The following is a 25,833-nucleotide window of genomic DNA, read 5'->3' on the forward strand; positions in this document are numbered from 1 at the left end:
GGGTCCGGAGTTGGTAAACCGCCGGACCTTCCCGGCTTTTCGGGAAGGGCAACCATTTTTAGTGAGTGAAACGATGAGCACGTGGACACCTGACAGTTGGAGGACGAAACCGATCCTGCAGGTCCCGACCTATCCGAGCCAGACAGAGCTTGAATCGGTCGAGGCCCGGCTCGCTTCGTTTCCCCCCTTGGTTTTTGCAGGCGAGGCGCGAGACCTCAAGGCCAACCTGGCCGAGGTCGCCGCGGGTCGCGCCTTTCTTTTGCAGGGCGGCGACTGCGCCGAAAGCTTTGCCGAACACCACGCCGATCATATCCGCGATTTCTTCCGCGTCTTTCTGCAGATGGCGGTGGTATTGACGCATGGCGCGTCCAAGCCCGTGGTAAAGGTCGGGCGTATTGCCGGCCAGTTCGCCAAGCCGCGCTCGGCCGACACTGAAACCATAGATGGCGTCGAACTGCCCTCCTACAGGGGCGATATCATCAATGGCATCGACTTCACACCCGAAGCTCGTATCCCCGATCCCAATCGCCAGCTCGAGGCATACCGGCAGTCGGCGGCCACGCTCAATCTGCTGCGCGCCTTCTCGGCAGGTGGGTTTGCCAATCTTTCGCGCGTGCATGAATGGACCATGGGGTTCGTCAAGGACTCCAACTGGTACCCGCGCTATGAAGAGGTGGCAAAAAAGATCGATGATGCCATCGAGTTTCTCGGCGCTCTTGGTCTGAGCCCCGAAAATACGCCGGTGCTGCGCGAGACGAAATTCTTCACCTCCCATGAAGCGCTGCTGCTGGGCTACGAGCAGGCCATGACGCGTCGGGACTCGATCACCAATGACTGGTACGCGACCTCGGGCCACATGATCTGGATCGGGGATCGCACCCGCAATCCCGACCACGCGCATGCTGAATATTTCAGGGGCATCCACAATCCGATCGGCGTGAAATGCGGGCCCTCCATGTCGTCCGACGATTTGAAGCGCCTCATGGACGTCCTCAACCCCAAGGACGAGGCGGGTCGATTGACGCTGATCGCACGCTTCGGGTCCGACAAGGTTCAGGAGCATCTCCCCCGGCTCATCGAGACTGTAAAGTCGGAGGGCCGTACCGTCGTCTGGTGCTGCGACCCTATGCACGGCAACGTCATCAAGGCGTCGTCGGGTTATAAGACGCGCCCGTTCGACCGCATCCTTTCCGAGGTGAAGTCGTTCTTCGACATCCATCGCGAAATGGGGACCATCGCCGGTGGTGTGCATGTGGAAATGACGGGCCGCGACGTGACCGAATGCACCGGCGGCGTGTCGGCGGTGACCGAAGCCTCGCTGTCCGACCGCTACCACACCCATTGCGATCCGCGCCTCAACGCCAGCCAGGCTCTGGAACTGGCCTTCCTCATTGCCGAGGAAATGCATGGTCAGCGCACCAACGGTACAGCCAAGGCTGTCGGATATTGATTTAGCTCAATACTGTTGAAACGGAAAAAGGCGCTGTTCACGGACAGCGCCTTTTGTTTTTCCATTTAGCCAACATTAACCCTAACGGGCTCATAACCAAGACGAATGAAATTGTTCGCGTCGTTCGGAGGGCTCAATGTCGCGTGTTCTCACTGGTCTTGCTGCGGGCCTGCTGGCCGCTGCCGCGGGCGGGCAGGCCATCGCCGCCGATTGGGGCGTTCAGCCAGACCCGGTATTCAAGCCGGCCTATCCTGTCGATATGATGCCTTATGAAGACAGCCTCGATTTCGAGGCGGGGATTCGATACTTCTATGGCATGGGCGGTCAGCGCACCAACATTGTGGGCAACCAGTATTCGGTCGACGATGCAAGCCACTTCATCGAACTCCATGGTCGAATTGACGACCACTCGACGGACACCTTCCTCACTGCAAATCTTGGCTACGCGGCTGTAATCGACGGTAACTTCGAAACGCCGTGGAGTGGTGGTTCGGTGTCAACCGATTCCGGTGAGATTGCCTATGCCGGAGCAGACTTCGGCTATACGCCCTTCAAAAATGAGGGGATGGGGTTGGGCGCCTTTGTTGGCTATCAGTATCTCAATGAATCGCCCGATATGGGTCGTGCTAGCTTTCTGACCGCAGGTGGGGGCGGGGACAGCACGGCCAATCAACTGGAAGTTCACGCGCTGCGCCTTGGCGTTGCGGGCCGTGCCGAGTTCAACGACGCATTCGACGTCACCGTCAACGCTGCCGCCATCCCTTATGCTTCGCTGACCGGAACCTACGGAGCCTTCAACGGGCTCGACGTTATCGATCCCGGAGCGCCCTATGTGAGAGGCAATGCAGCAACCATTTCCGGTCATCTCTATGGCGGTGCGCTGGACGCGATGGTGGGATTCAAGCCGACCGAGAACCTCGCCATCAGGGCAGGAGCGCGTGGCTACTACCTCACGGGCCCAACTGAGATCTACTATGAGGCACGGAACTCGGGCGACCCGAGCGATGTGCAGGGATTTTGGGCAAGTGGCACGACCGAGCTGTTCCGCTGGGGGCCGGTCATCGAACTGACCGGCACGTTCTAGGCTGTAGTGACGATTTAGGTTTCTGGGATTCCCAAGGCCGGGCAAATCAGATTCAACACTAGCTTTTTGGAGGCTGGTGTGGACGGCGAGGTTCTTCGAGACGATCAATGGGCGCGGCTGATGGGGTTTGTTCCCGGCGGCCGCAAGGGTAAGCGCGGTCCGCGCAGTGATGGGCGGCGCTTTTTCAATGCGGTTCTCTGGCTTGCACGATCCGGTGCCCGCTGGCGTGACCTTCCCGAGGACCGGTTCGGCCCCTATCAGACGGTCAAAAGGCGCTATTACCGCTGGATCGAGATGGGGGTGTTCGACCGGATCTTTGAGGCGGTGGCGAACGATCCGGATATGGAATGGCTGGCGCTGGACGCCACCATCATCAGGGCGCAGGCCCAAGCCGCCGGCGGGCGGCGAAAAAGGGGGGAGCGCAAGCCCAGGCTCTCGGCCGCTCCCGGGGCGGCTTCGGCACAAAGCTCCATGCCATAGTCGACGCCTTGGGGCTGCCGGTCCGCTTCGAACTCGGCCCCGGCCAGCAGAACGACATGGCGCCAGCCTGCGATCTGATAAAGGGACTTGCCGCCCAAAAGGTGCTTGCCGACCGCGCCTATGACGCCGACAGCCTGCACGACATCATTCTTGAACAGGGTGGCGAACCGGTCATCCCGCCCCGCCGCCATCGCAAACACCAGCACCGCTACGATAAGATTGCCTATAAAAACCGATGGGGCATCGAGGGTTTCTTCGCCAAGCTCAAGCAGTGGCGGCGCATCGCAACCCGCTACGACAAACTCGCCGCAAACTTCCTCGGCTTCATTAAGCTCGCCGCAATCATGTTGTGGCTGAAATGATTAAATCGTCACTACAGCCTAGCATTCCAAAGCCAATCACGACCGAGCCGGGCGGTTTTCGCAGCCCGGCTTTGTCTTGCGCCGCCTTGCCCTCGACAGCCGCGCACTATAAGTCTGGCGCGCTTCCCATGACTGCCGGACTTAGAATTTCGTGACCGATACGCTCCGCATTGCCCTTGCCCAACTGAACCCCAAAGTCGGCGCGATTGCCGGAAATCTCGCAACAGCGCGCCAGGCGCTGGCAGAGGCCGAGGCGGTGGGCGCGGACATTTTGATGTTTACCGAACTCTACCTCACCGGATATTTCCCTGAGGATCTGTTGTTCAAGCACCAGTTCGTGACCGAGGCGATGGAAGCTGCGCGCGCGCTTGCGCGCGAGACAAAAGGGCTCAACGTCTCGGTTCTGCTGCCTACTGTCTGGAGTGTGGACGGTAAGCTCTATAACAGCGTCATCCTTGCCGAGGACGGGGCGGTCATCGACCGCCGGGACAAGGTCGAATTACCCAATGACGATGTTTTCTACGAAAAGCGCTACTTTACCGTCGGTGAGCTTCCCACTCCGATGATAATAAAGGGCATTCCGGTCGGAGTGCCGATCTGCGAAGATGTTTGGCATAAACCGGTGTCGGCGGCTCTTGTCGAGCACGGGGCGGAAATACTTCTCTGCCCGAACGGGTCGCCTTACTGGCGCAACAAGCAACACCAGCGACTGGAACTGGTCCGCCAGCGCGTTGCGGAAACCGGGCTGCCCATTCTCTATTCCAATCAGATCGGCGGTCAGGACGAACTGGTCTTCGATGGTGCGAGTTTCGGGATTAACGCCGATGGCTCGCTGGCCTTCCAGGGCAAGAGCTTTGTGCCCGATATGGTGCTTTCGGACTGGCAAAAGAATGACACCGGTTGGCATTGCGTCAAGGGGCATGTCACCGAACTTGTGCCGGTCAACGAGGCCCCCTGGCACGCCGCCATGCTCGGGTTGCGTGACTATGTGCACAAGAACGGCTTCAAGTCGGTCGTCATGGGGCTGTCGGGGGGCATAGATTCCGCAGTGGTCGCGGCGCTGGCTGTCGATGCGTTGGGCGCCGAAAATGTGCACTGCCTGATGCTGCCCTATCGCTACACATCGGAAGCCAGCCTGCGCGACGCAAAGGCGTGCGCCGAAACGCTTGGGGTTCGCTACGATATCGTGCCGATCGGCGCTCCGGTCGATGCGGTCAATGAAAACCTTGCAACAGTATTTGAGGGCCACGCTGCCGATATCACCGAGGAAAATCTCCAATCGCGCATGCGGGGCACCATTTTGATGGCGGTGTCCAACAAGCTCGGTTCGCTGCTGATCACCACGGGCAACAAGTCCGAAATGGCGGTCGGTTACGCCACGATCTATGGCGACATGAACGGTGCCTACAACCCGATCAAGGATATGCTCAAGATGCAGGTCTATGGGTTGGCGGAATGGCGCAACTCCTACTATCCGACTGATGTGCGCGGACCGGCGGGTGTGGTCATTCCCCCCGAAATCATTTCCAAGGCGCCGAGTGCCGAATTGCGGCCCGACCAGACCGACCAGGATTCGCTGCCTCCATACCCGGTGCTCGATGCGATCATCGAAGCATTGGTTGAGGAGGAGCAGTCGCTGGCCGAAATCGTAGCCCAAGGATTCGATGCCGAATTGGTCAAGCGCATCGAGCGGCTGATCTATATGGCCGAGTTCAAACGTCGCCAGTCGGCGCCAGGGCCAAAGCTCACGCCAAAGGCCTTTGGCATCGGTCGGAAATACCCCATCACGTCGGGCTATCGCGACGGGAGCGTGGCCCGATGAGTGTCGTTGTCCGCTACGCGCCATCGCCCACCGGGCGCCTGCATCTGGGCAATGCTCGCCCGCTCGTCCTCAATTGGCTGTTCGCCCGCAAGAATGCCGGCAAGTTCATCCTGCGGTTTGACGATACCGATACCGTGCGCTCGACCGAGGCGTTTGCAACAGGCATCGAGACCGATCTCGAATGGCTCGGCATCACACCGGATCTCAAGGTGCGCCAATCGGATCGGCTCTCGCTCTACGATGCCGCGCGCGACCGGTTGATTGCCGAAGGGCGGCTCTATCCGGCCTATGAAACGGCCGATGAACTCGACCGAAAGCGCAAGCGTGCCCGTGCGCTGGGTCGCCCGCCGATCTACGATCGCGCCGCGCTCGACCTGACGGACGAAGACAAGGCAAAGCTCGAGGCCGAAGGCCGCAAGCCGCATTGGCGGTTCAGGCTCGATGGTCGCGCCGTGGCCTTTGACGACCTCATCAAGGGCGGCCAGACTGTCAACACCGGTTCGATGTCCGATCCCGTCGTGATCCGCGAAGACGGCAGCTATCTCTACACCTTCACCTCGGTCGTCGACGATATCGATATGGGTGTCACCCATATCATCAGGGGCGAAGACCACGTTTCCAACACCGGTACGCAGATCGAGCTTTTTGAGGCGCTTGGGGCGCCTTCGCCCATCTTCGGGCACCACAATCTTTTGACAGACGCCGAAGGGCAGGGGTTTTCCAAGCGGCTGGGGTCGCTCTCGCTCAGCCAGTTGCGAGACGATGGCTACGAGCCGCTGGCAGTTGCCATCATGGCGTCGATCACCGGCACGTCGCTGCCGGTAGAGCCGTATCCCGATCTCGATGCAATTGCTCAAAAGCTTGAGTTCTCGATGATCTCCCACGGCTCGGCGCGCTTCGATCCGGCTGAACTGGAAACCCTCAATGCCCGCATCGTCCACGCCATGGATTTTACGGCAGTGCGGGAGCGGGTGGGTGACATCGGGGGCATGACGGAAACGGCATGGCTCGCCCTGCGCGACAATATTTCCCGGCTTTCACAGCTCGTCCCGCTCTACCAAGACGTGGTTGTCAACGCCAAACCGGTCGTTGCGGAAGAAGACAGGGACTTCATCGCCTTGGCCCGGCAAACCTTGCCCGAAGAGCCGTGGGACGAAACGACATGGGGTCAGTGGACCGGCGTGCTCAAGGAAAAGTCGGGCCGCAAGGGCAAGGCGCTTTTCCTGCCGCTGCGACTTGCGCTGACCGGCAGGCACGAGGGGCCGGAACTCAAGGCGCTTCTTCCGGTTCTGGGACGTAAGGTGTCTCTGGCCCGACTATCCTGACGTCCTTGTTTCCGAACGCAACGACCCGCATGTCGGGTCCCTCCAGGTCGGGTTGCTGTACCTGGGGATCGGCAGTGCCATCTGCGCGGGGCCGCGGCCGCGGCAGGGGCACATAGATGAGATCGGCCACTACGGCTTCGGCCTGTCGTGTTCCACGCGGATCGGGCTGGGGCAGGGGAAACTCCAGGTCACCGAAATCGATGATCGCACGCGACTGCCCGCCTTGTCCGTTAACCGCAATCGTTCCCACAGTCTCGCGGGTCTGGCACGAACAATTCGTGTCTATCTCCTCACGGAAGCGGAACGCGTACGGCATCGAGCGATAGGGCGTGCCTGATAGCGAAATCATGTCTTCGGGTTCTTCGCCCGGATTGCGGTATGAAAACATAGCAACCTCGGTTCCCGGACACATTTCGTGGCAGCGAATGGCGTCCTGCGCGACATAGTCGTCGGTCGTGGAAAAGCTGATTGGCCAATAAAACCCGTCGCAGGTGCGCACGCAGACCGTGCGGCGGGTCTGCTGCGTGCTCCAGGGATTGAAGGCGCCGTCGACATAGTCATAGCCACCGCCGAAGATGTCGTTGAGCAGGCCGCCTCGTGTTCCCTCATTGCCGAAAGTGACACCGGATTGGCCCGTGTCACATCCATAGCGTTGGTAATCTGCCATGACCCGCTGATAGTTCTGGGCCATCGTCTGCCCTTCCTGGGCCATCGAGGTCAGTTGTTCGACCTGGCTGCGCCCAAGAGTAATCGACTGGGCAATCGATTGGCACTGACCGGAAAGCGCCTGGCCGGCATTGAGAACCTGCTGGCAACCCGATGCGACCCACTGGTTTTCGGCCTGACGAACCTCGACCTGCCGATTCTGAAGTTCCCGGGCAATGCCGTTGAAGCTTTGAAACATCTGGTTGCGCTCGATGCCCCGCAGAATGGCGGTGATCTGTCCGCAGTTCTGATTCTGCGCCATCGCCGCCGACATATCGGCAATCATGAAGGCAAGAGATGCCAGAAGGGCGATCAGCAGGCGCGCCGACCCGGCAAAAGTACAACGAACTGAAATCATACCATCCATGGGATGCCCGCCGCGACCAGTGCGATCCGCTTATCAGGCTTTTGTCTCAACGCAAGGCTTTAACTGTGCCAAGGTATGGGCCATCTTAGCGGCCAATGCCAATCACTTCCGGTCTTATCCACTCATGAAACTCGCCACGCTGCGTAACGGCCGTCCCGACGGACATCTGGTCATCGTCTCGAAAGACCTTACCCGTTTCGCCTCGGCGGGGCGCATAGCATCCAATCTGCAGGCTGCGCTCGACGATTGGGAGCGCTGTGCGCCCATTCTGCGAGCCGTCAGCGACCAGCTCAACAATGGCGAGATCGCCGGCATGCCGCTCGATCCGCGTGAAGCGCTGGCGCCGTTGCCGCGCGCTTATCAGTGGATCGATGGCTCGGGCTATATGGTGCATCTCGACAGGGTGCGCTCACTTAAGGGCAGCCGCGACGAGGAACTTCAGGATGAACGCCCCCTGATGTATCAGGGCGGTTCCGACAGTTTCGTTGCACCAATGGCGCCCATTGTCGTGCCCGAAGACGGCCTTGCCGTCGATTTCGAAGCGGAAGTGGTCGTGGTGACCGGCCATGTGCCGATGCGCCCGAACCGGGAGCAGGCGAGCGCCGCCATTCGTCTTATCGGGATCTGCAACGACGTTTCCCTGCGCCGGCTGGTGCTCAATGACCTCCAGAACGGGTTCGGCTTTTTTCACGCCAAGCCTGCCACCAGCTTCGCGCCGATCTTTGTGACCCCGGACGAACTGGGTGAAAACTGGAAGGATAACCGGCTGCATCTCAAGGTGCGCGTGCATGTCAACAACAGCCTTTATGGTCAACCCAATGCGGGCAAGGACATGCGGTTCGACTTCGCCGATCTGATCGTTGCGGCGGCGCAGACGCGCGAACTCGGTGTGGGCACCATCATCGGGTCTGGAACCGTCGCCAACGCCCATGACGAAATATTGCCGCTAAAACATGACGGCGTCGGTTTTGGCTGCATCGCCGAAGCAAGGACAGCCGAAAAGAGCAAGATCGGCAAGGCCCGCACCCCGTTCCTGGCCCTTGGTGACATCGTGCGGATCAATGCCGTGGACGACGACAATCGTTCGGTCTTCGGCTCGATCGAGCAGGCGGTGAAGCTGTTGGCGCCGGGCGGGTAGTCACTGGCGCTTGCGTTCAAGCATCAATTCCATGCCATCCAGGAACCGTTCAAGCGCGAATTTGAACGTGCGATGCGGATCGCCCGCGCCATATTCGGCTCCGGCAACCGGGCCGACCCGTGAGGAGATGGGGTAGGGCGTATAATCGATCGTTTCGAGAAACGGGCTGATCGTGTGCCACCATTCATCGTCGCTCATGCCTGTCGCGTCGCGAACGATCTTTTCCCGGGCGGCGTTGCGCACGGTGCCCACGACCATATCCATCAGGGCGGTAACCGCCAGATCCATCTCCAGATCGCTTAGCCCGATACCGTCCACGGACCCCAGCGCAACTTCATACGCGGCGAGCGTATTGGGCCCGAGCACCGGACGGTGAGTCTGGAATTGCAGGACCCATGGATGCTGGAGATAAAATCCCCACATGGTTTCGGCGATCAGCGTCATGCGGGCGCGCCAGTCCATTTGCGGCCAGTCGGAGGGCGGTGCCTTTCCGGGAGCGGCGACGTGGTCGAGCATCAGATCATGCAACTCGGCCTTTGAGGGAACGTGCGTGTAAAACGACATCGGAGAGATACCCACAGCATCGGCCACCCGCCTTGTGCTGACGGCCTCGATCCCTTCGGCATCGGCGATATCGACGGCTGCCTGGACGATCTGCTCGAGCGCGATCTTGGGTTTGGGACCCCGGCGGGGCGCCTTGTCCCGGCCCCATAGCAGCTCAAGCAATTTTACCGGGTCACCCCGGCCGGCGATATCCTGGCCCATTCACGCTCCGAAATAACTCTTTACGCCGCACAATGTTATGATAACCTTGTGCGGCGTACGATATTAAATACCACGCCACAGATTTTGTCGATCCGAAATGCCGAAACACCTGCTGACACGGCCTGTCAGCCGGAGTGGTTAGGCTTTGCCCAAAATATGTCAACCGGAGCCCAAGAGATGATTCACGCCCGCGACATTACACGTATCTTCAAAACCAAATCGGGACCTGTGGAGGCCGTTCGGGGGCTCAGTCTCGATGTCGCCGACGGTGAGCTCGTCGCATTCCTCGGTCCGAACGGTGCCGGAAAATCGACCTCGGTGCGTATGCTGACGACGCTTTTGCCGATGAGTTCGGGCAGCGCCAATGTCGGCGGTCACGATGTGGCGCGCGAGCCCGCCCTCGTGCGGCGCAAGATCGGCTATGTCGGTCAGAAGACCGCGTCGGGTCCCTATCACCGGGTGAGGGACGAATTGCTGATCCAGGGCAGGGCGCAGCGCATGGGAGAACGGGAGGCCGGCCGCCGGGCCGATGAGCTTCTGGGCATGCTTGAACTGGATGGTCTCGCACAGCGCGATTGCGCATCGCTTTCGGGCGGCCAGAAGCGGCGGCTCGATGTGGCGTTGGGGCTGATGCATACCCCCTCGATCCTGTTTCTCGACGAGCCTTCGACCGGGCTGGACCCGCACAGCCGCGCCAATCTCTGGGAGCATATAGTGCGCATCCGAAAGGAAACCGGCATGACCATATTCCTGACGACGCACTATCTCGATGAAGCCGACACAATGGCTGAGCGCGTGATGATCATGGACAATGGACGATTGATTGCCGACGACACGCCCGAACGGCTCAAGGCCGATCTGGCGGGGGATACCATCAAGGTTGTCCTGACCAGTCGCAGCGAAGTCACCAGTGCCGCCGAGATGGCCCAGAACCTGCCCGAAGCGCGCGACATCGCTCCCAATGGAATTGCACTCACACTCGTGGTCAAGGATGGCGAAGCCGTGCTGCCCCACTATCTGCGGGCGCTGCAGGACAAGGGCATCGATATCGCGGCCGCCAACGTCAAGCACCCGACGCTCGACGACGTTTTTCTGGGCCTTACCGGCCGCTCGCTGCGCGAAAACGCCATCGCCGCTTAAAGCAGGAAGAGAAAACCAAGATGACTTTTCTCTCAGATACTTTCCTGTCGTTCCGCCGCGAGATCGGCCCCACGCTGCGGAGCTGGTACTACATTATCTTCGGCATCATCCAGCCGCTGCTCTATCTCGCCCTATTCGTGCCGCTTCTCAACAACATGCCCATGGGCGGCGATGGTAACGCGCTGCAATGGTTCGTACCGGGCATGGTCGTGATGCTGGTGCTGTTTACGACGGTGTCCTGCGGCTGGTCCTTAACCGAGGAATTGATGTCGGGCAGCTTCGAGCGGTTTTTGTCGACGCCGATCAACCGGCCCGCCATTCTGGTTGGACGCGCGCTTAAAGAACTTGCACCACTTCTGGTTCAGGCGGTGATCCTTATTCTCGTCGCGCTACCCTTTGGCCTGCAACTTCATGCCGTTCCCATGCTGTTCGGGTTGCTGTTGCTGCTCGGATTTGGCATCGGGGTTGCAGCATTGTCATATGCCCTGGCGATTGCCTCCAAACACGATGGGAGTCTGTTCTATCTGGTTTCCCATTCGGTCGCCCTGCCGCTGATGCTGCTCGGCGGCGTGCTGCTGCCCATGCAGATGGCACCCGACTGGCTCTATCTCGCCTCGCGCTTCAATCCGCTTGCCTATCTGGTTGAGGCCGAAAGAGCTTTGTTTGCCGGGGAAATAATGTTCTCGACAACGGTCGGTTGGGGCGTATTGGTCTCGATAGGGGTGGGCGTGCTTGGCCTCGCTGTGGGGTCGGCGACCATCAGGAGGGCGACGCTCTAAAACTTTCCGTGATCGGGATGGTCGCGACGGACCTGCCGTGCCAGTCTGAGGCATCGGAACATGGGCAGTGGTTCCGATCCATCCGGCCACGGGTGGAAGACACATCTGACTAACTCCAAGGTCTCCGTTCTGGGGGTGGCGTGTCGGCGCCGCCCCTATTTTCATGCTTGATTTGGGTTTTGTTCCCGTCCATTGTGCGCGCCATGAAAACCAATGGCCTGATCTGCATTATTGGCTGCACCATTATCCGCTAACGTTAAGTTGGCGGCGCGGTTTTCATGTTCCCGGCACAAAGGAGTGGACCCGCTGCCAGCAGCGTAACCTCTTGCGCCTGGGGACATCTGTTTATGCCGTCGCAACTGCCGACTTTGAAACTTCACAACACGCTCACCCGCACCAAGCAGGACTTTGTTCCCATCGATGGGAACAATGTGCGGATGTATGTGTGCGGGCCGACGGTTTATGACTTCGCCCATATCGGCAATGCCCGCCCCGTGATCGTCTTCGATGTGCTGTTCCGCCTGCTGCGCCACCTCTACGGCGACGAAAACGTGACCTATGTGCGCAATATCACCGACGTCGACGACAAGATCAACGCTCGCGCGTTGCGCGACCACCCCGATCTGCCGCTCAACGATGCCATCCGCAAGGTGACGGAGAAAACGGCAACTCAGTTCGAAAAGGATGTGGCCGCACTAGGGTGCCTCCCGCCTTCGGTCGAACCGCGCGCCACCGAGCATATTGAGGGCATGGTCGCCATCATCGAGCGGCTGGTGGCCAAAGGACACGCCTACGAAGCGGGTGGTGAAGTGCTGTTTCGCGTTTCCTCAATGGCCGATTACGGCAAGCTCTCGGGCCGCAATCTTGAAGACAATATCGCCGGCGCCCGCGTGGCCGTGGAAACCCATAAGGAAAACCCGGCCGATTTCGTGCTCTGGAAGGCTTCGAGCGAAAATGAGCCGGGCTGGGAAAGCCCCTGGGGTCGCGGTCGGCCGGGGTGGCACATCGAGTGCTCGGCCATGAGCGAAGCCTTGCTTGGCGAAACCTTCGACATTCATGGTGGCGGGCTGGATCTGATCTTCCCTCATCATGAAAACGAAATCGCCCAATCGCGCTGCGCCCACGGCACCGAGATGATGGCCAATTACTGGATGCACAACGGTTATCTGCAGCTCGAGGGCCGCAAGATGAGCAAGTCCGAAGGCAATTTCGTCACCATCCGGGATTTGCTGGAGACTGAAAAATTCGGTGGACGCAAATGGCCGGGCGAAGTGCTGCGTTTGGCGATGCTGATGACCCATTATCGCGAGCCGATCGATTTCTCGGTCGCCCGGCTGGAGGAGGCCGAGAACAAGCTCGTGAGCTGGCAGCGCGCTGCGCAGCTCGGCAAAGAAACGGCTCCCGACGCGTCCACAATTGCCGAACTGGCAGACGACCTCAATTTTTCCCGCGCATCGACGGTTCTCGATGCCATGGCCCGGAAGGCCAATCGTGGGACGGTGTCTGCTGCCCACTGCCTCGCGACGACCCTCGAGTTCTTTGGGTTTTCAACCGGCTCTCTCTTGAAAGACCATGGTGGGGACTCGGCTTCCGTAGAAGCTCAGATCGATGCCCGGCTGAGGGCTTTGACCGCCAAAGACTTCGCTACAGCCGACGCCATCCGCAACAGACTGCTCGAAGAGGGCATTCAGTTGATGGACTACAAGGACCCTGAAACCGGCGAACGCCGCACCAAATGGGAGATCAGGCGATGAGTGCGATCGAAGCCAGCGAAACACTGACCGGCGGCTGCCAATGCGGCGCCGTGCGCTTTGCGACCAAACTGGTCGGGCGCGGCTCGATCTGCCATTGCCGCATGTGCCAGAAGGCGTTCGGGAGCTTTTTCGGTCCTTTGGTAACCTCCCATGACGGGCACTGGACGCGGGGCGAGCCCAAATGGTTCCAGTCTTCCGACGCTGCGCGTCGCGCATTTTGCAGCGATTGCGGAACGCCGCTCGCCTATGAAACCAAGTTCGGTCTGGAACTGGCTATAGGCACCTTCGACGAACCGGAAAAGGTGCCGCCCGAAATTCAGGTCAATCTGAACGACCGGGTGTCCTTTTTTGAAGGTCTGTCCACCCTGCCGGTCCGTGAGACGACCGATGAATGGCGCGATTTCATGTCGGGTATCCATTCCAACCAGCATCCCGACCACGATACGGAATCCTGGCCGCCTAAGGAGGAAGCACTATGAACAGCATGGACATGGAGGTCAGCGGTGGCTGCCAATGCGGCGCCGTTCGCTATCATTCGACCCAAATGCTCGACAATTCGCATCTGTGCCATTGCCGCATGTGCCAGAAAGCATCGGGGAGCATTTTCGCCGGGCTCGTTGCAGCACCGGACGACACGCTGGTTTGGACTCGCGGAAAGCCGGCGATCTGGCGCAGTTCCGAGCATGTGGAGCGTGGGTTCTGCGCCAATTGCGGGACGCCACTGTTCTATCACGACGTCAACAATGGCCGCACCAATCTCATGATCGGCTCGTTGGACAATCCGAGCGCTTTCCCGCCCGGAGCCAACACCGGCACGGAAGGAGCGGTGTCGTGGTTTGCGACCATAACGTCCATCGAAGACGGCGGCGCAACGGAAACCGACCGTGAAGCCTGGGCTTCGGCGATCAAGGCCACAAATCATCAACACCCCGATCACGATACGCCTGAGTGGCAGGCCACGCCGAGGCGGCAGTGAGCGAGGTCCGCACCGGCGGCTGTCAATGCGGAGCTATACGGTTTCGCGTCACCGGACCGGTGATCGATGCCTCGATCTGTCATTGCCGTATGTGTCAAAAGGCAACGGGCGGACTGTTCGGGGCGTATGTTGCAGTTGAAAATGCCAACTTTGTATGGTCCCGCGGCAAGCCCGCCTATTTTCAGAGCTCCTCGGTGGCCAGACGAGGCTTTTGCTCTGCCTGCGGTACACCGCTGACCTTTGAATGGGCTGAAAACCGCACGGCGCTTGCCATGGGGTGCTTTGATGCGCCTGAAGACTTCGTGTTCGACGTGGCCTACGCCAGCGAGCACATGCACCCCACGCTTTCGGGTCTTCCGCATGTTCCGGTCAGCCCCTTGGCCGACACGCCCGAGGCCGAACGCGCCTATAAGACCATGGCAGGCTTTCAGCACCCCGACCACGATACCGACCATTGGCCATAAGGGAGGAGCCATATGAGCATGATCGACCATTTCGGACTGACCGTTGCCGACTATAGAACGTCACGGGATTTCTATGATTCAGTCCTTGCGGCGCTGGGCTTCGGCCGCATGCAGGAATTTGAAATTCCCGGTGGTATGATTGCCGGCTACGGCGACCAGAAACCCGATTTCTGGGTGCAATCGGGTGGCCGCTGCACGGGCAAGCTCCATATCGCCTTCGCCGCAAAATCGCGGGCCGACGTCGATGCGTTTTACCGGGCAGCGCTCGAAGCGGGCGCGCGCGACAATGGAGCGCCCGGCGTCCGTGACATGTATCATCCCAATTACTACGGCGCTTTCGTTTTCGATCCCGACGGCCACAATATCGAAGCTGTCTGCCACGCGCCTGCCTGACATTTTTAAAAGCATCAAGCCTCACATGACCAAAGAACGCCTCTACCTTTTCGACACGACCCTGCGCGACGGGGCTCAGACGACCGGCATCGAATTCTCGCTCGAGGACAAGATTGCCATCGCCCGGCTTCTGGACGGGTTGGGCGTGGACTATGTCGAGGGAGGCTATCCCGGGGCAAATGTCGTCGATACCGCGTTCTTTTCGCAAAGCCGCACAAAGGCGGCCCAGTTCGTCGCCTTTGGGATGACCAAACGGGCAGGGCGGTCGGTCGAAAACGACCCGGGCATCGCCGATCTGATAAATTCCAGCGCGGATGCCGTCTGCTACGTTTCCAAGGCCTGGGACCATCAGGTCAAGCTGGCGCTGGGAATATCAACGAAGGAAAATCTCAAGAGTCTTGCCGAAAGCGTGCGGGCCGCCATCGATGCCGGCAAGGAGGCCTTTGTCGATTGCGAGCACTTCTTTGACGGTTACAAGGCCAATCGCACCTATGCGCTCGATTGCGTTAAAACGGCTCTCGAAGCCGGCGCACGCTGGATCGTCCTGTGTGACACCAATGGTGGCACCATGCCCTCTGAGATCGAAGAGATCGTAACGGACGTGATAAGCCTTGCCCCGGGCGACAGACTGGGCATCCATGCCCATGACGATACTGGGCAGGCCGTGGCCAACTCGCTGGCAGCGGTCAGGGCCGGCGTGCGCCAGATCCAGGGGACACTCAATGGCTTGGGCGAGCGGTGCGGCAACGCCAATCTGGTTACGCTGATTCCCTCGCTGGTGCTCAAGCCGGTGTTTGCCGAGCGCTTCGAAACCGGTGTCACGGCTGAAAGGCTGGAAACGCTGACCCATGTCTCCCGAGCCTTCGATGAAATCCTCAATCGTGGCCCTAACAGGCAGGCGCCTTACGTGGGTGCTTCTGCTTTCGCCACAAAGGCGGGTATCCACGCATCTGCTATCGCCAAAGACCCGGCGACCTATGAGCACGTGAAGCCCGAAAGCGTCGGCAATGAGCGGTTGATCATGGTGTCCCAGCAGGCCGGAAAATCAAATCTGCTCACCACCCTCAAGCGCTTCGGCATTGAAATGGCCAAGGACGATACGCGGCTCGACAAGTTGCTGCGGCAGGTCAAGGAGCGCGAGGCACGCGGCTATTCCTATGACGGGGCGGAAGCCTCATTTTTCATGCTTGCGCACAAGATGTTGGGAACGTTGCCGAAATTCTTTGATGTGACTAGCTATCGCACGGCCATCGAACGCCGCCACAACGCCAAGGGTGAAATGGTCACGGTCTGTGAGGCGGTGGTCAAGATCGACGTCGACGGTGAAATCCTCATGTCCGTCGCGGAGGGAAACGGTCCCATCAACGCACTCGATCTGGCCATGCGCAAAGATCTTGGGAAGTATTCGGACAGAATCGACGATCTCGAACTTGTTGATTTCAAAGTGCGTATCCTGGACGGCGGCACGGGCGCGGTCACCCGTGTACTGATCGAAAGCCGGGACGATAGCGGGGAGCGTTGGTTCACCGTGGGGGTGTCGCCCAATATCATTGATGCCTCCTTCGAGGCCCTGTATGAGTCGTTCACCTATAAGTTGATGAAGACGGCCTAGCCGTTATAGTTCAAAAGACTGTTTCGAATACGCGAATCGCAGACATGGCCGATGCGGCGGCCGGGAAACATTTACGGAGGCTCAACTGGCCGGTCCCATTTCTCCCATCGTTCTCGCAGTCGGCGCCGCCGCAGCGACGGTCGTCGTCACAATAGGCGTCATTGCCGGTCCCGGTACGATTGCCTGTGTGCAGCGCGGCGATTTTCCGATTTGCATGAACGAGACATTCTTTGGCGGATCGGCTGCCGCGACCGGTGATGAGGAGACGGTGCAGGAACTCGCGAGTACCTCGGGCGATGAAAGCTCGGCCTCCCTGGACGCCGCTACCGGTGAAACGGCAGAGATGGTCGGAAGCGAAGAGACGGCGACGAGTGTTTCCGAGGCCGTAATGCCTGCCTTCGGCCTCGTGCGGGTCGAGCCCGACGGCTCGGCTGTGATTGCGGGTAGCGCGACGCCATCCGGCGAAGTCCGCATTTTTGCCAATGACGACCAGATCGGTGCCGAGACGGCTCAGGCTTCGGGCGATTTTGCCTTCGTGACCGACGCTCCGCTGCCGACCGGTGGTGTCGAACTTCGCATCCTCGACGTTGAAACAGACCGGTTCGCCGACACCTCCGTCGTTGTGGTCGTTCAGGACGACAGGACCAGTGAACCGCTGGTGATTGCATCAGCGCCCGGCGAGGCCAGCGAGATATTGCAAGGTCTCGATGGTCGTGATGCTGCCGCCGCAACTGTTGATGAGGACGCGTCGGAAGACGCCGCGTCCGAGGCAGCGTCGGAAAATTTGGCCATCGCTGAAGCCGAAATAGCAGATCCCGTGATCGACCAACCGGACGACAACCCGGCGGCACCGGAAGTTATGCTCCCTGTTGAAGAGGAGCCGGAGAGCCAGGTGCCGCCTGCAGATGTAGCGGAGGATGAACAGACGGTTGCAGCCTCCGAGGACGAGGCAGAAAGCCCGGCCGTCGCCAGAGAGGAGCAGGTGGCGAGTGACGCCGACGACGCGCCGGAAGCGGAGGCAGGCAGCGTCCAGGAACCTGTCTCAACGCAAGCGCTCGATGCTGCGCAGCAGGACGACGAGCTCATTGGGGAACAGCCAGCTCCCTCGTTGGTCAACCCGTCCGCGAACATGGAGCAAGAGGTTGCCGAGCCCGTCGCACCGGAAGACGGTCTTTCCGAAGACGAAAGCGACGGCGTAGAGGATATTGAGGTTGCGGACAGCGGGCCGGTGGAGAGCCCGGTGCAGACCGTGCCTGCCGATAATGAACGCTCACCTGCCGCTACCATTGATGCTGCCGACGAGCCTGCCGATGCCTCAGCGGCCGTCCTCGATCCGGACCCGGCAGTAGATCTGCCGGATAGTTCCACTGCCGACGCCGTGCAGCCTGCGCAGAACAGCGAAAACTCTGTCGCCGCGGCTCCACAGCAGGCATTTTCGGCACCCACAATAGACGCTGTCGAAATCGATGGTGACCGTAATTTCTTTGCCGGTGCGGGCGAAGATGGGCTGAGCGTTCGCCTTTACGTCGATAACGCCGTGGTCGGTTCGACCGAAGTCAGTGATGGCCGGTGGCTGATTGAAGCAATTGATGTGCTCGATCAGGAAAGCCAGCGCATCCGTATCGATATGCTGGCGCCTGACGGAACGGTTGTCGGTCGCGCCGAGGTCGATTTCATCCTCGAACTGCCCGCTTCCGTTGATGACGACATCGTTGTGGCCGAACAGGGAGAAGTGCAGGCTGATAGCACCGCCCCAGCGCCGGATCAGCAAGCGGAGGTGCCGTCAGGCGCGGATGCAGATGCGCCTGTTGCTTCGGCGCCGGCCGCACCGGACGTAGCCGAGCCAGTGCCAGCCGCCGATCCTTTGGAGAGCGTCGAGCCCGCCGAAGCTTTCGAACCGGCCGAGGTCGCCGAAGTACCCGATGCCGCTGAGCCCGCTGAGCCCGCCGAGGCCGTCGATCCAGCCATTCCGACGCTGGTTGGTGTTAGCGACGGGAATCGTACGGCGACGGGCCTGGCAATTATCCGGCAGGGCGATAATTTGTGGACAATAGCGCGCCGGGTCTATGGGGAGGGCATCCGCTACACCCAGATATTCGAGGCTAACAACGACCAGATTCGGGATCCGGACCTTATCTATCCGGGCCAGGTCTTTGATCTTCCGGGCACTGACGAAGTGATCGGTGACGACGGGGAACAATCTGCATCGCAGCAGTGAGACATGCGCAAACGCTGTTCTCATCCTGAAGCAATGGGTCATCTTGCGTCGCCGATGATTTTTCTTTATCGTTAAATGACGATGGAAGTCGCTCCAATGCATGAAGACGATATCGCGGTATTGATGCGAGCCTTGGGGCATCCCGTGCGGCTGGAGATTTTGCGCATCCTGGCGCAGCGTGCCGAAAATTGCTGCTGCAACGACGTCACCGACTGTCTTTCGCTGGCGCAGAGTACGGTCTCCCAACATCTCAAGGTGTTGCTTGACGCCGGAGTAATCGAGCGGCGAGCGCAGGGGACCCGTAACAATTATTGCGTCCGGACGGACAGGCTCGCTGCGTTCAACCGCGCGGTGGGCGACTACGTATCGGGGCTGGATGTGTCGGGTCAACACTGCGAGCGCCAGCCGGCCCGGGCCTCCTGAGCCTGCTTTTGGGCGGTTCATCGCCGTTCCTCCTTTCTACCGGAGTTTTTTGATGGCCAAGGCGCCCCGATCAACCGTCAGCGCCGACGAAGGCGCTTTGCTTTCCACGGTCCGCAACCTTTGGGACTACATGTGGCCCTCCGATCGGCCCGACCTGCGGATGCGGGCCGTGCTCGCAATCGGTGCTCTGTTGCTGGCAAAGGTGGCCAGTACGCTGGTGCCGTTTGCCTATAAGGGCATCATAGATTCACTTGGCGCTTCCGGACCCGATGCTACGGTATTGCTCGGCCTCTCCGTGCCCATCGTTCTTGTTGTCGCCTATGGCATCGGCCAGATCGTCGATACCGGCTTTCAGCAATTGCGGGACATTCTCTTTGCCTCGGTGGGGCAGAATGCCGTGCGCCAACTGGCTTATCGCACCTTCACGCATGTGCATCGCCTGTCGCTGCGCTTTCATTTGCAACGCAAGACGGGCGGGCTGAGCCGGGTCATTGAGCGGGGCACCAAGGGGATCGAAACCATCGTGCGGTTCACGATGCTCAACACAGCGCCGACCCTCGTCGAGTTCGTGATCGTTGGTGTCATTTTCGCTTGGCTGTTTGGTATCGCCTATGTGCTGGTTCTCGCCGCCGTCGTCGTTCTCTATATGATATTCACTGTACAGGCTTCCAATTGGCGCATCGCCATTCGCCGTGACATGAATGAAAGCGATACCGACGCCAACGCCAAGGCGATCGATAGCCTGCTCAATTTCGAGACCGTAAAATACTTCGGCAATGAGGACCTCGAAGCAAACCGCTTCGACAAGGCCATGTCCGGTTATGAACGGGCGGCCATTCGCATCTGGACATCGCTGGGCTGGCTCAATTTCGGACAGGGGGTCATTTTCTGGTCAGGCATGATTGTCCTCTCGGTCATGTCCGCCCTGGCCGTCATGCGTGGCGAATTGACTGTTGGCGACTTTGTCCTGCTCAACACCTTCATGATGCAGATTTACAGGCCGCTCAACCAGATCGGCTTTGTCTATCGTGAGATACGACAGGGGCTGGCCGATATCGAAGCGATGTTCCGGCTTCTCGATCAGAACCCAGAGATCGAAGACAAGCCGGACGCAGGTCATCTGGGAATCAGTGGACCGGTTCTTTCCTTTCACGACGTCTATTTTCATTACGATCCGGATCGCCCGATCCTCAGGGGCGTGAGTTTTGAGGTGCCGGCAGGCAAAACGATAGCTGTCGTAGGACCGTCGGGCGCGGGAAAGTCGACGATTTCGCGGCTGATCTACCGCTTCTATGACGTGATTTCCGGCCAGGTATCGATCGATGGCAAGGACGTCCGGGATGTGACACAAGCCTCGCTGCGAGCCGCCATCGGCATGGTGCCCCAGGACACCGTGCTGTTTAACGATACAATTGCCTACAACATCCGTTATGGCCGCCCTGACGCTACTGATGCCGAGGTCAGGGATGCCGCGAGGATGGCGCAGATCGGCGATTTCATTGAAAGCCTGCCCCATGGCTATGAGACGCAGGTCGGGGAGCGCGGGCTCAAGCTTTCGGGCGGAGAAAAACAGCGCGTGGCGATTGCCCGCACCATTCTCAAGGCACCACCCATATTGATCCTCGACGAGGCGACATCGGCGCTCGATACCCACACCGAGCGTGAAATCCAGTCGGCGCTCGATACGGTTGCCCGTGGCCGCACCACGCTGGTCATCGCGCATCGGCTATCAACCGTGGTCGACGCCGATGAGATCATAGTGCTCCGCGACGGTGTGATCGCCGAGCGGGGAAGGCACAACGACCTTCTGGCCAGCAATGGGCTTTACGCCCAGATGTGGAACCGCCAACGCGAGGCCGCCGAGGCAAGCGAGCGCCTCAGAGCGGCCCAGGAAGACCCTGAAGGGTTTGTAATACGCAAGCCCGCCGAACAACCGGCAGAATAAAAAAGGCCCCGCATTGACGGGGCCTTTTTTCTATTCGGCTGCAGGTCTGCGGGAAAGAACCGTTACGCCATTTTCATTGCGCTCTATAAGTTCTGTATCCTTGGTCACTATATGCTTCCGGGCCGTATCGTCCCCTGCCACTTCAACGGCCATGCCGTCAAAGCCGGAGGGTGCGGCTTCCTCGGCGCGCCGCCCGCGAACCCAGTTGAACACGCTGGCGACCTGGCTCTTGATGACCTTTGGTGCGGTAATCATCACCGGAACCATGATGAGGGTCAGGGCGGTCGAAAAGAACAGCCCGCTCACCAGAGCGGCAGACAGGTGAATAAACCAGGACCCGGCAATGCCACCGACGACGATCTCGCGCCGAAGGAAGTCGAATTCGATATTGGCCCACATGGGAATAACGCCGAGAGCGGTCAGGAATGCGGTGAGCAGAACCGGGCGCACGCGTTGCGCTGCCGTGAGCAACATTGCGGTCACGGGCTCGACCTGCTGATGACGGTTGTACTCGTTGTAGGTATCGATCAGAACGATGCCGTTCTTGACCACGATACCGGCGAGCGCCACCACCCCCAGCCCCGTCATGATGGCCGAAAAGCTCATGCCCGTAGCCAACATGCCGAGCAGAACACCTGCAACGGACATGAACACCGTCGAGAGCGTCACGAACACCTGGTAGAAGCTGTTGTATTCGAGCAGCAGGATCAGGAAGATCAGAAACACAGCCGCACCGAACGCCTGTCCGATGAATGCGTTGGCATCGCCCATCTGCTCTTCGGCGCCACCGAAAGCAAAGGTAACGCCGTCGGGCCATTCCTGCCCATCCAGCCAGGCCTGCAATTCGGCTACCCGCGTGGCCGGGTAAACACCTTCGGGCAGATTGACCAGATTGGCCGCAATCGGCATGACATAGACCTGATTGCGACGCTCGATATTTGCAACCCTGGGCACGGCCTGCCGCTCGATAAAGTTCGAGACCGGCACCATGCCTTCGGAGGTCGCAATGCGCATGGAATCGAGCGCGTCAAGCGTGCGTTCGTCCTGTGGAAGGCGAACCTTGATGTCGAGTTCGTCTCCTGTCTGTTGATCGCGATAGGTGCCGAGATCGACGCCTGACGTCACCAACTGCACATAGGGTGCCAGTTCACGGACACCGATGCCGTATCTGGCCGCCTCGAGGCGATCAACGGTAACCTGCCAGTCGATACCGGGCGAGGGACGGCCGTCCTCGATATCTGCGGTATTGGGCAACTCATCCTCGAGATACTCTCGGATGCGGGCAACCGTGGGCGCCAGGGTGTCGTAGTTGGTACTCTCAACGCGCATGTTGATGTCCTTGCCGGCAGGCGGACCGCTCTCGGTGGCGAGAACCTGAACCTGCAGGCCGGAAATATCGGCAACGCGTTGACGGATATCGGTAAAGATTTCCTCGGCCTTGACCCGGTTGTTGTAGTCGATGAGTTGGAGCTGGAAATTGCCGATCGTATCGGGAGGCATCGTGCCCATGGCGCCCGTGGTGCCGAACTGCATGATGATGTCCCGGATACCGTGGACCTGCATCAGTTCGTCTTCGACCTCGACGAGCATGTCGCGAACCTCTTCGGGGGAATAATTGCCCCGCGCAACCACGGCGACGGTTGCGTATTCCGGTTCGGAAGCCGGGAATGCCTCGACACCGGTCGGGTTGGCCGCATAGGTGAAAAACACTCCGAAGACGATACCGAAGCCAACCAGCAGTGTCGGAACGGGCCACCTCAGAAGCACCGACATTATGCGCACGTAAACACCGGTCAGTCCCTTCACCTTCTTTGGGTGGAACTTTTCGGGATACATAACGATATCGGCCTGTTCCTTGCGCTCGGGATCGACGTGGGTCGAGGCAATGACTGCGCCGATCACAGGCATGAAGATCAGCGCCGAAATGAACGATGCGGACATGACCACGATGACGATCGTTGGCAGGTCGGTCATGAACTTGCCGATGATGCCGGGCCAGAACAGCAGGGGGACGAAGGCGGCCAGCGTCGTGGCGGTCGCACCGATGACCGGAATGAACATCTTGTGCATCGCCTGGATGAAGGCTTCCTTCTTGGAGACACCTTCCTGCAGCTTTCGCTCCGCGTACTCGACAACCACGACCGGGTCGTCGACCAGCACGCCCACTGCGATCACCAACCCGAACATAACCATCATGTTGATCGTCATGCCGGTCATCTGCATGTACAGAAACGCGATCATGAACGACAGCGGGATCGACATCCCGATCATGAATGCAGCGCGCGGCCCCAACACGGCAACGCACGTTATGAGCACGAGCGCGACAGCGGTCAGCACGGCCGCTTCGAGTGAGCGGAAGAGCTGAATCGTGGTTTCGGCCTGATCGAGAAAGAAGCTGTGACCAACGCCCTGCGGCCATTGTGCGGCGGTCTCTTCGGTGACCGCGCGAACGGTGTCGGACACCTCGATGATGTTGGTCCCGGCCTTCTTGCTCACGCCAAGAATAAGGGCAGGGGAGCCATTGACGTTGGTATATTCGGTGGCGTCCTCGAGCGTTCGTGTAACGTTTGCAATATCGCCGAAGGTGACCACGGAGTTGCCGTCGGTCTTGATCGGCAGTTCGAACACATCCTGCGCGCTGGTGATGAGGCCCGGTACTTCGACACTGAACGAGCCTTGGCCGGTATTGATCGTGCCGCCGGGGACAACGAGATTGTTGCGTGCCAGCGCGTCGAACAACTGGTTCGCCGTCAGGTTGTAGGCTTCGAGGCGCATCAGGTCGATCGTGACCTCGACCACTTCATCCCGCGCGCCCGAAAGCGTGACTTCGCGCACGGCACCGATGCCTTCAAGTGCGGTTTGCAGCTCCTCTGCCCGCCGCACCAGTTCGCGTTCCGGAACATCGCCGTAAACAGCCACCGATATGATGGGAAAACCCACCATGTCGATCTCGTTGACGGTGGGGTCGGTCGCGTCATCGGGCAGGTTTGCCTTGATGGCGTCGACGCGCGCGCGCGTGTCGGCCAAGGCCTGGTCCGTCTCGACATTTGCATCGAACTCAAGAACCACCGAGGCATGTCCGGTGGTCGAAGTCGACGTCATGTTGACGAGCCCGTCCAGCCCGTTCAGCTCTTCTTCTGCGGGCTTGGCCAGCAGGTTTTCTGCGTCGCGGGGCGAAACGCCTGTCTGGCTTATGGAAACGTAGAGATACGGGACGTCGATTGCCGGAAAGCTCTCCTTGGGCAAAACCGAGTAAGAGAGCCCGCCCGCGAGCAGGAGCAGCGCCATGATGGTCATCACGACGCGCGGCATGCGCAGAATGCGTTCAATGAAACGGGTCATGCAGGTGCGCCTTCTTTAGAAGTCTCCGTGACGTCGCCCGAGACAGCTTCCTGCCCGGCTCGTACGGCCTGTCCATCGACTACGAATTCCTGGCCAATGGTAATGATCTCGATTGATGCGGGCAGCCCAGTCACCCAGACGCCGTCCCTTGTATCGGACACGATGGTGACCGGGTGGAAGGCAACGATTCCGTCCTCGACGGACCTGACGCCCAGTACGCCGGCGTCGTTCAATGTCAGAACCGATTGGGGCAACAGGTGCCCCGGCATCGAACCCATATTGACCGTTGCGGTTGCCGTGACACCCTCCCGGATCGCAAAGTCGGGATTGGCGAATTCGATCTCGACGGGGAAAGAGCGGGTCGCATCGTCGGCGCTGGCCGCGACATAGGTCACCTCACCGGTCGCATCCTGGTCGGTCACCGTGTTCAATGTGGCCGGAAGCCCGGTTCGGGCCAGTGTAATATTGGCTTCCGCGACCGAGCCCGAGAAAACGATAGGATCGAGCTGAACGATGGTAGCGCAAACACCCCCCTGAGAGAGCATCGACCCACGTGTGGCAATAGGGGCCTGAACCAGACCCGAGACCTCGGCCACGATTTCAGTGCGGTCGAGTTCTGCCAACGCGTTGTCCAGGGCGGCCTGTGCCGAGGAAACCTGCGCTTCGGCGCCAGCCAGAGCGACTTGCACCGAGTTGGCCGTATTTGCAGGAGCCAGACCGCGTTCGCGCAGAGACGTGTTTGTCTCCAGATCGAGCTGAGCCTGGGCAAGCCCGGCCTGAGCCTGGGCAAGCCCGGCCTCGGCCTGGGCAACGGCTGCCGCGCGCGTGCCGGGAGCAAGCGAGCACAGGAGGTCGCCGGCCTCCACCTGATCGCCCTTGCTCACATGGACGGTCTCGACCACGGCGGTGGTTTCGGCGACAGCCGACACATTGGCCGCGGCGGGTGGTTTTCCGCGAAGCGTGACCTCGATCGGCATCTGTTGACGCTCGAAGGTCTCCGTGCGCACCGAGACGGAGGATCCTTCCGATCCATTGGCTTGCGCGACGCGCTCGGCAACCGTCATGCGTGCCAGCTCGACGTCCTCCGAAGAATGCTCCGGCAGGACGCCCGCATCGGCGAGCGCCGTCGAAATGGGGCCATGATCATCGCCCTCGATCAGGCCAACGATCGAATGCTCGCCATTGCCGGGGCCTTGGCCGCCCATCACCAGGGTTCCGGTGCCCAGCCAGATCGCCGCTCCGGCAAGGATGAAAAACGACAAACCGAAAGATTTAAGAAATTGCATAAA

At 59.9% G+C, this 25,833-nt stretch carries 21 protein-coding genes; 17 read left to right on the top strand and 4 right to left on the bottom strand.

From position 1 onward, the window contains the following. Window positions 1-73: 73 nt before the first annotated feature. The 5 genes from KKY_RS04225 (at window position 74) to gltX (ending at window position 6,523) form a co-directional block, all read left to right on the top strand. Entirely contained in the window at window positions 74-1,450 is a 1,377-nt protein-coding gene (locus KKY_RS04225; protein ID WP_041528572.1) for a class II 3-deoxy-7-phosphoheptulonate synthase, read from the top strand. Between the two features lie 136 nt (window positions 1,451-1,586). Continuing rightward, complete coding sequence (locus KKY_RS04230) at window positions 1,587-2,534, top strand: hypothetical protein (protein WP_014130067.1); 948 nt, start codon at window positions 1,587-1,589, stop codon at window positions 2,532-2,534. 78 nt (window positions 2,535-2,612) lie between these two features. Continuing rightward, a protein-coding gene (locus KKY_RS19905) for an IS5 family transposase (RefSeq protein WP_090832357.1) occupies window positions 2,613-3,376 on the top strand; the annotation gives its coding sequence in 2 pieces (ribosomal slippage) (window positions 2,613-2,940 and window positions 2,940-3,376; 765 coding nt in all). 151 nt (window positions 3,377-3,527) lie between these two features. Continuing rightward, a complete protein-coding gene (locus KKY_RS04240; RefSeq protein ID WP_014130070.1) occupies window positions 3,528-5,198 on the top strand; it encodes an NAD+ synthase in 1,671 nt (556 codons plus the stop codon). Continuing rightward, window positions 5,195-6,523: a glutamate--tRNA ligase gene (gene gltX / locus KKY_RS04245; protein ID WP_014130071.1), complete on the top strand. Its 1,329-nt coding sequence runs from the start codon at window positions 5,195-5,197 to the stop codon at window positions 6,521-6,523. Before KKY_RS04240 ends, gltX begins: the two co-directional genes overlap by 4 nt. Here the strand turns inward: gltX and KKY_RS19430 are convergent. Further along, on the bottom strand, window positions 6,468-7,595 hold the full coding sequence (locus KKY_RS19430; protein WP_050811648.1) for a DUF2865 domain-containing protein: 1,128 nt from the start codon (window positions 7,593-7,595) through the stop codon (window positions 6,468-6,470). The genes gltX and KKY_RS19430 overlap by 56 nt on opposite strands. A 124-nt stretch (window positions 7,596-7,719) precedes the next feature. On the opposite strand from KKY_RS19430, the gene KKY_RS04255 reads away from it, so the two are divergent. Further along, entirely contained in the window at window positions 7,720-8,733 is a 1,014-nt protein-coding gene (locus tag KKY_RS04255) for a fumarylacetoacetate hydrolase family protein (RefSeq protein ID WP_014130072.1), read from the top strand. Here KKY_RS04255 and KKY_RS04260 read toward each other — a convergent pair whose 3' ends face one another. Then, window positions 8,734-9,498 carry a TetR/AcrR family transcriptional regulator gene (locus tag KKY_RS04260; RefSeq protein WP_014130073.1) on the bottom strand — a complete coding sequence of 255 codons (765 nt, stop codon included), beginning with the start codon at window positions 9,496-9,498 and terminating at the stop codon, window positions 8,734-8,736. Between the two features lie 177 nt (window positions 9,499-9,675). On the opposite strand from KKY_RS04260, the gene KKY_RS04265 reads away from it, so the two are divergent. The 11 genes from KKY_RS04265 to KKY_RS04315 all read left to right on the top strand — a co-directional run bounded on the left by KKY_RS04265 (window position 9,676) and on the right by KKY_RS04315 (window position 21,202). Further along, window positions 9,676-10,638, top strand: a complete 963-nt coding sequence (locus tag KKY_RS04265) for an ATP-binding cassette domain-containing protein (protein ID WP_014130074.1) — start codon at window positions 9,676-9,678, stop codon at window positions 10,636-10,638. A 20-nt stretch (window positions 10,639-10,658) separates the two neighbouring features. Further along, window positions 10,659-11,417, top strand: a complete 759-nt coding sequence (locus KKY_RS04270) for an ABC transporter permease (protein WP_014130075.1) — start codon at window positions 10,659-10,661, stop codon at window positions 11,415-11,417. Window positions 11,418-11,764: 347 nt separating this feature from the next. Continuing rightward, window positions 11,765-13,171 (top strand): cysteine--tRNA ligase, encoded by a 1,407-nt coding sequence (gene cysS / locus KKY_RS04275; protein WP_014130076.1) that lies wholly within the window; start codon window positions 11,765-11,767, stop codon window positions 13,169-13,171. Beyond that, a complete protein-coding gene (locus tag KKY_RS04280) occupies window positions 13,168-13,650 on the top strand; it encodes a GFA family protein (RefSeq protein WP_014130077.1) in 483 nt (160 codons plus the stop codon). Before cysS ends, KKY_RS04280 begins: the two co-directional genes overlap by 4 nt. Next, window positions 13,647-14,147, top strand: a complete 501-nt coding sequence (locus KKY_RS04285) for a GFA family protein (protein ID WP_014130078.1) — start codon at window positions 13,647-13,649, stop codon at window positions 14,145-14,147. The genes KKY_RS04280 and KKY_RS04285 overlap by 4 nt, the downstream gene beginning before the upstream one ends. After that, a complete protein-coding gene (locus tag KKY_RS04290; RefSeq protein WP_050811778.1) occupies window positions 14,144-14,611 on the top strand; it encodes a GFA family protein in 468 nt (155 codons plus the stop codon). The genes KKY_RS04285 and KKY_RS04290 overlap by 4 nt, the downstream gene beginning before the upstream one ends. Window positions 14,612-14,629: 18 nt before the next feature. Continuing rightward, window positions 14,630-15,004 carry a VOC family protein gene (locus tag KKY_RS04295; RefSeq protein ID WP_014130080.1) on the top strand — a complete coding sequence of 125 codons (375 nt, stop codon included), beginning with the start codon at window positions 14,630-14,632 and terminating at the stop codon, window positions 15,002-15,004. Window positions 15,005-15,029: 25 nt separating this feature from the next. After that, on the top strand, window positions 15,030-16,616 hold the full coding sequence (gene cimA / locus KKY_RS04300) for a citramalate synthase (RefSeq protein WP_014130081.1): 1,587 nt from the start codon (window positions 15,030-15,032) through the stop codon (window positions 16,614-16,616). Window positions 16,617-16,803: 187 nt separating this feature from the next. Beyond that, complete coding sequence (locus KKY_RS04305) at window positions 16,804-18,834, top strand: LysM peptidoglycan-binding domain-containing protein (RefSeq protein ID WP_014130082.1); 2,031 nt, start codon at window positions 16,804-16,806, stop codon at window positions 18,832-18,834. Window positions 18,835-18,930: 96 nt separating this feature from the next. Next, window positions 18,931-19,257, top strand: coding sequence for an ArsR/SmtB family transcription factor (locus KKY_RS19435; RefSeq protein ID WP_014130083.1), 327 nt, complete (start codon window positions 18,931-18,933; stop codon window positions 19,255-19,257). 52 nt (window positions 19,258-19,309) lie between these two features. Then, entirely contained in the window at window positions 19,310-21,202 is a 1,893-nt protein-coding gene (locus tag KKY_RS04315; protein WP_014130084.1) for an ABCB family ABC transporter ATP-binding protein/permease, read from the top strand. A gap of 30 nt (window positions 21,203-21,232) precedes the next feature. On the opposite strand, the gene KKY_RS04320 is transcribed toward KKY_RS04315, so the two are convergent. Together KKY_RS04320 and KKY_RS04325 are read right to left on the bottom strand one after the other, a co-directional pair. Continuing rightward, window positions 21,233-24,544, bottom strand: coding sequence for an efflux RND transporter permease subunit (locus tag KKY_RS04320; RefSeq protein ID WP_014130085.1), 3,312 nt, complete (start codon window positions 24,542-24,544; stop codon window positions 21,233-21,235). Further along, window positions 24,541-25,830 (bottom strand): efflux RND transporter periplasmic adaptor subunit, encoded by a 1,290-nt coding sequence (locus KKY_RS04325; protein WP_014130086.1) that lies wholly within the window; start codon window positions 25,828-25,830, stop codon window positions 24,541-24,543. Before KKY_RS04325 ends, KKY_RS04320 begins: the two co-directional genes overlap by 4 nt. Window positions 25,831-25,833 lie beyond the last annotated feature (3 nt).

Origin of the sequence: Pelagibacterium halotolerans B2, from assembly GCF_000230555.1 — a bacterium.
Lineage (GTDB): Bacteria > Pseudomonadota > Alphaproteobacteria > Rhizobiales > Devosiaceae > Pelagibacterium > Pelagibacterium halotolerans.

Bases quoted from the DNA above. Each gene is read 5' to 3' on its own strand.
- KKY_RS04225 (WP_041528572.1), top strand. From the start codon at position 74: ATGAGCACGTGGACACCTGACAGTTGGAGGACGAAACCGATCCTGCAG.
- KKY_RS04230 (WP_014130067.1), top strand. From the start codon at position 1,587: ATGTCGCGTGTTCTCACTGGTCTTGCTGCGGGCCTGCTGGCCGCTGCC.
- gltX (WP_014130071.1), top strand. From the start codon at position 5,195: ATGAGTGTCGTTGTCCGCTACGCGCCATCGCCCACCGGGCGCCTGCAT.
- KKY_RS19430 (WP_050811648.1), bottom strand. From the start codon at position 7,595: ATGGATGGTATGATTTCAGTTCGTTGTACTTTTGCCGGGTCGGCGCGC.
- KKY_RS04255 (WP_014130072.1), top strand. From the start codon at position 7,720: ATGAAACTCGCCACGCTGCGTAACGGCCGTCCCGACGGACATCTGGTC.
- KKY_RS04260 (WP_014130073.1), bottom strand. From the start codon at position 9,498: ATGGGCCAGGATATCGCCGGCCGGGGTGACCCGGTAAAATTGCTTGAG.
- KKY_RS04265 (WP_014130074.1), top strand. From the start codon at position 9,676: ATGATTCACGCCCGCGACATTACACGTATCTTCAAAACCAAATCGGGA.
- KKY_RS04270 (WP_014130075.1), top strand. From the start codon at position 10,659: ATGACTTTTCTCTCAGATACTTTCCTGTCGTTCCGCCGCGAGATCGGC.
- cysS (WP_014130076.1), top strand. From the start codon at position 11,765: ATGCCGTCGCAACTGCCGACTTTGAAACTTCACAACACGCTCACCCGC.
- KKY_RS04280 (WP_014130077.1), top strand. From the start codon at position 13,168: ATGAGTGCGATCGAAGCCAGCGAAACACTGACCGGCGGCTGCCAATGC.
- KKY_RS04285 (WP_014130078.1), top strand. From the start codon at position 13,647: ATGAACAGCATGGACATGGAGGTCAGCGGTGGCTGCCAATGCGGCGCC.
- KKY_RS04295 (WP_014130080.1), top strand. From the start codon at position 14,630: ATGATCGACCATTTCGGACTGACCGTTGCCGACTATAGAACGTCACGG.
- cimA (WP_014130081.1), top strand. From the start codon at position 15,030: ATGACCAAAGAACGCCTCTACCTTTTCGACACGACCCTGCGCGACGGG.
- KKY_RS19435 (WP_014130083.1), top strand. From the start codon at position 18,931: ATGCATGAAGACGATATCGCGGTATTGATGCGAGCCTTGGGGCATCCC.
- KKY_RS04315 (WP_014130084.1), top strand. From the start codon at position 19,310: ATGGCCAAGGCGCCCCGATCAACCGTCAGCGCCGACGAAGGCGCTTTG.
- KKY_RS04320 (WP_014130085.1), bottom strand. From the start codon at position 24,544: ATGACCCGTTTCATTGAACGCATTCTGCGCATGCCGCGCGTCGTGATG.
- KKY_RS04325 (WP_014130086.1), bottom strand. From the start codon at position 25,830: ATGCAATTTCTTAAATCTTTCGGTTTGTCGTTTTTCATCCTTGCCGGA.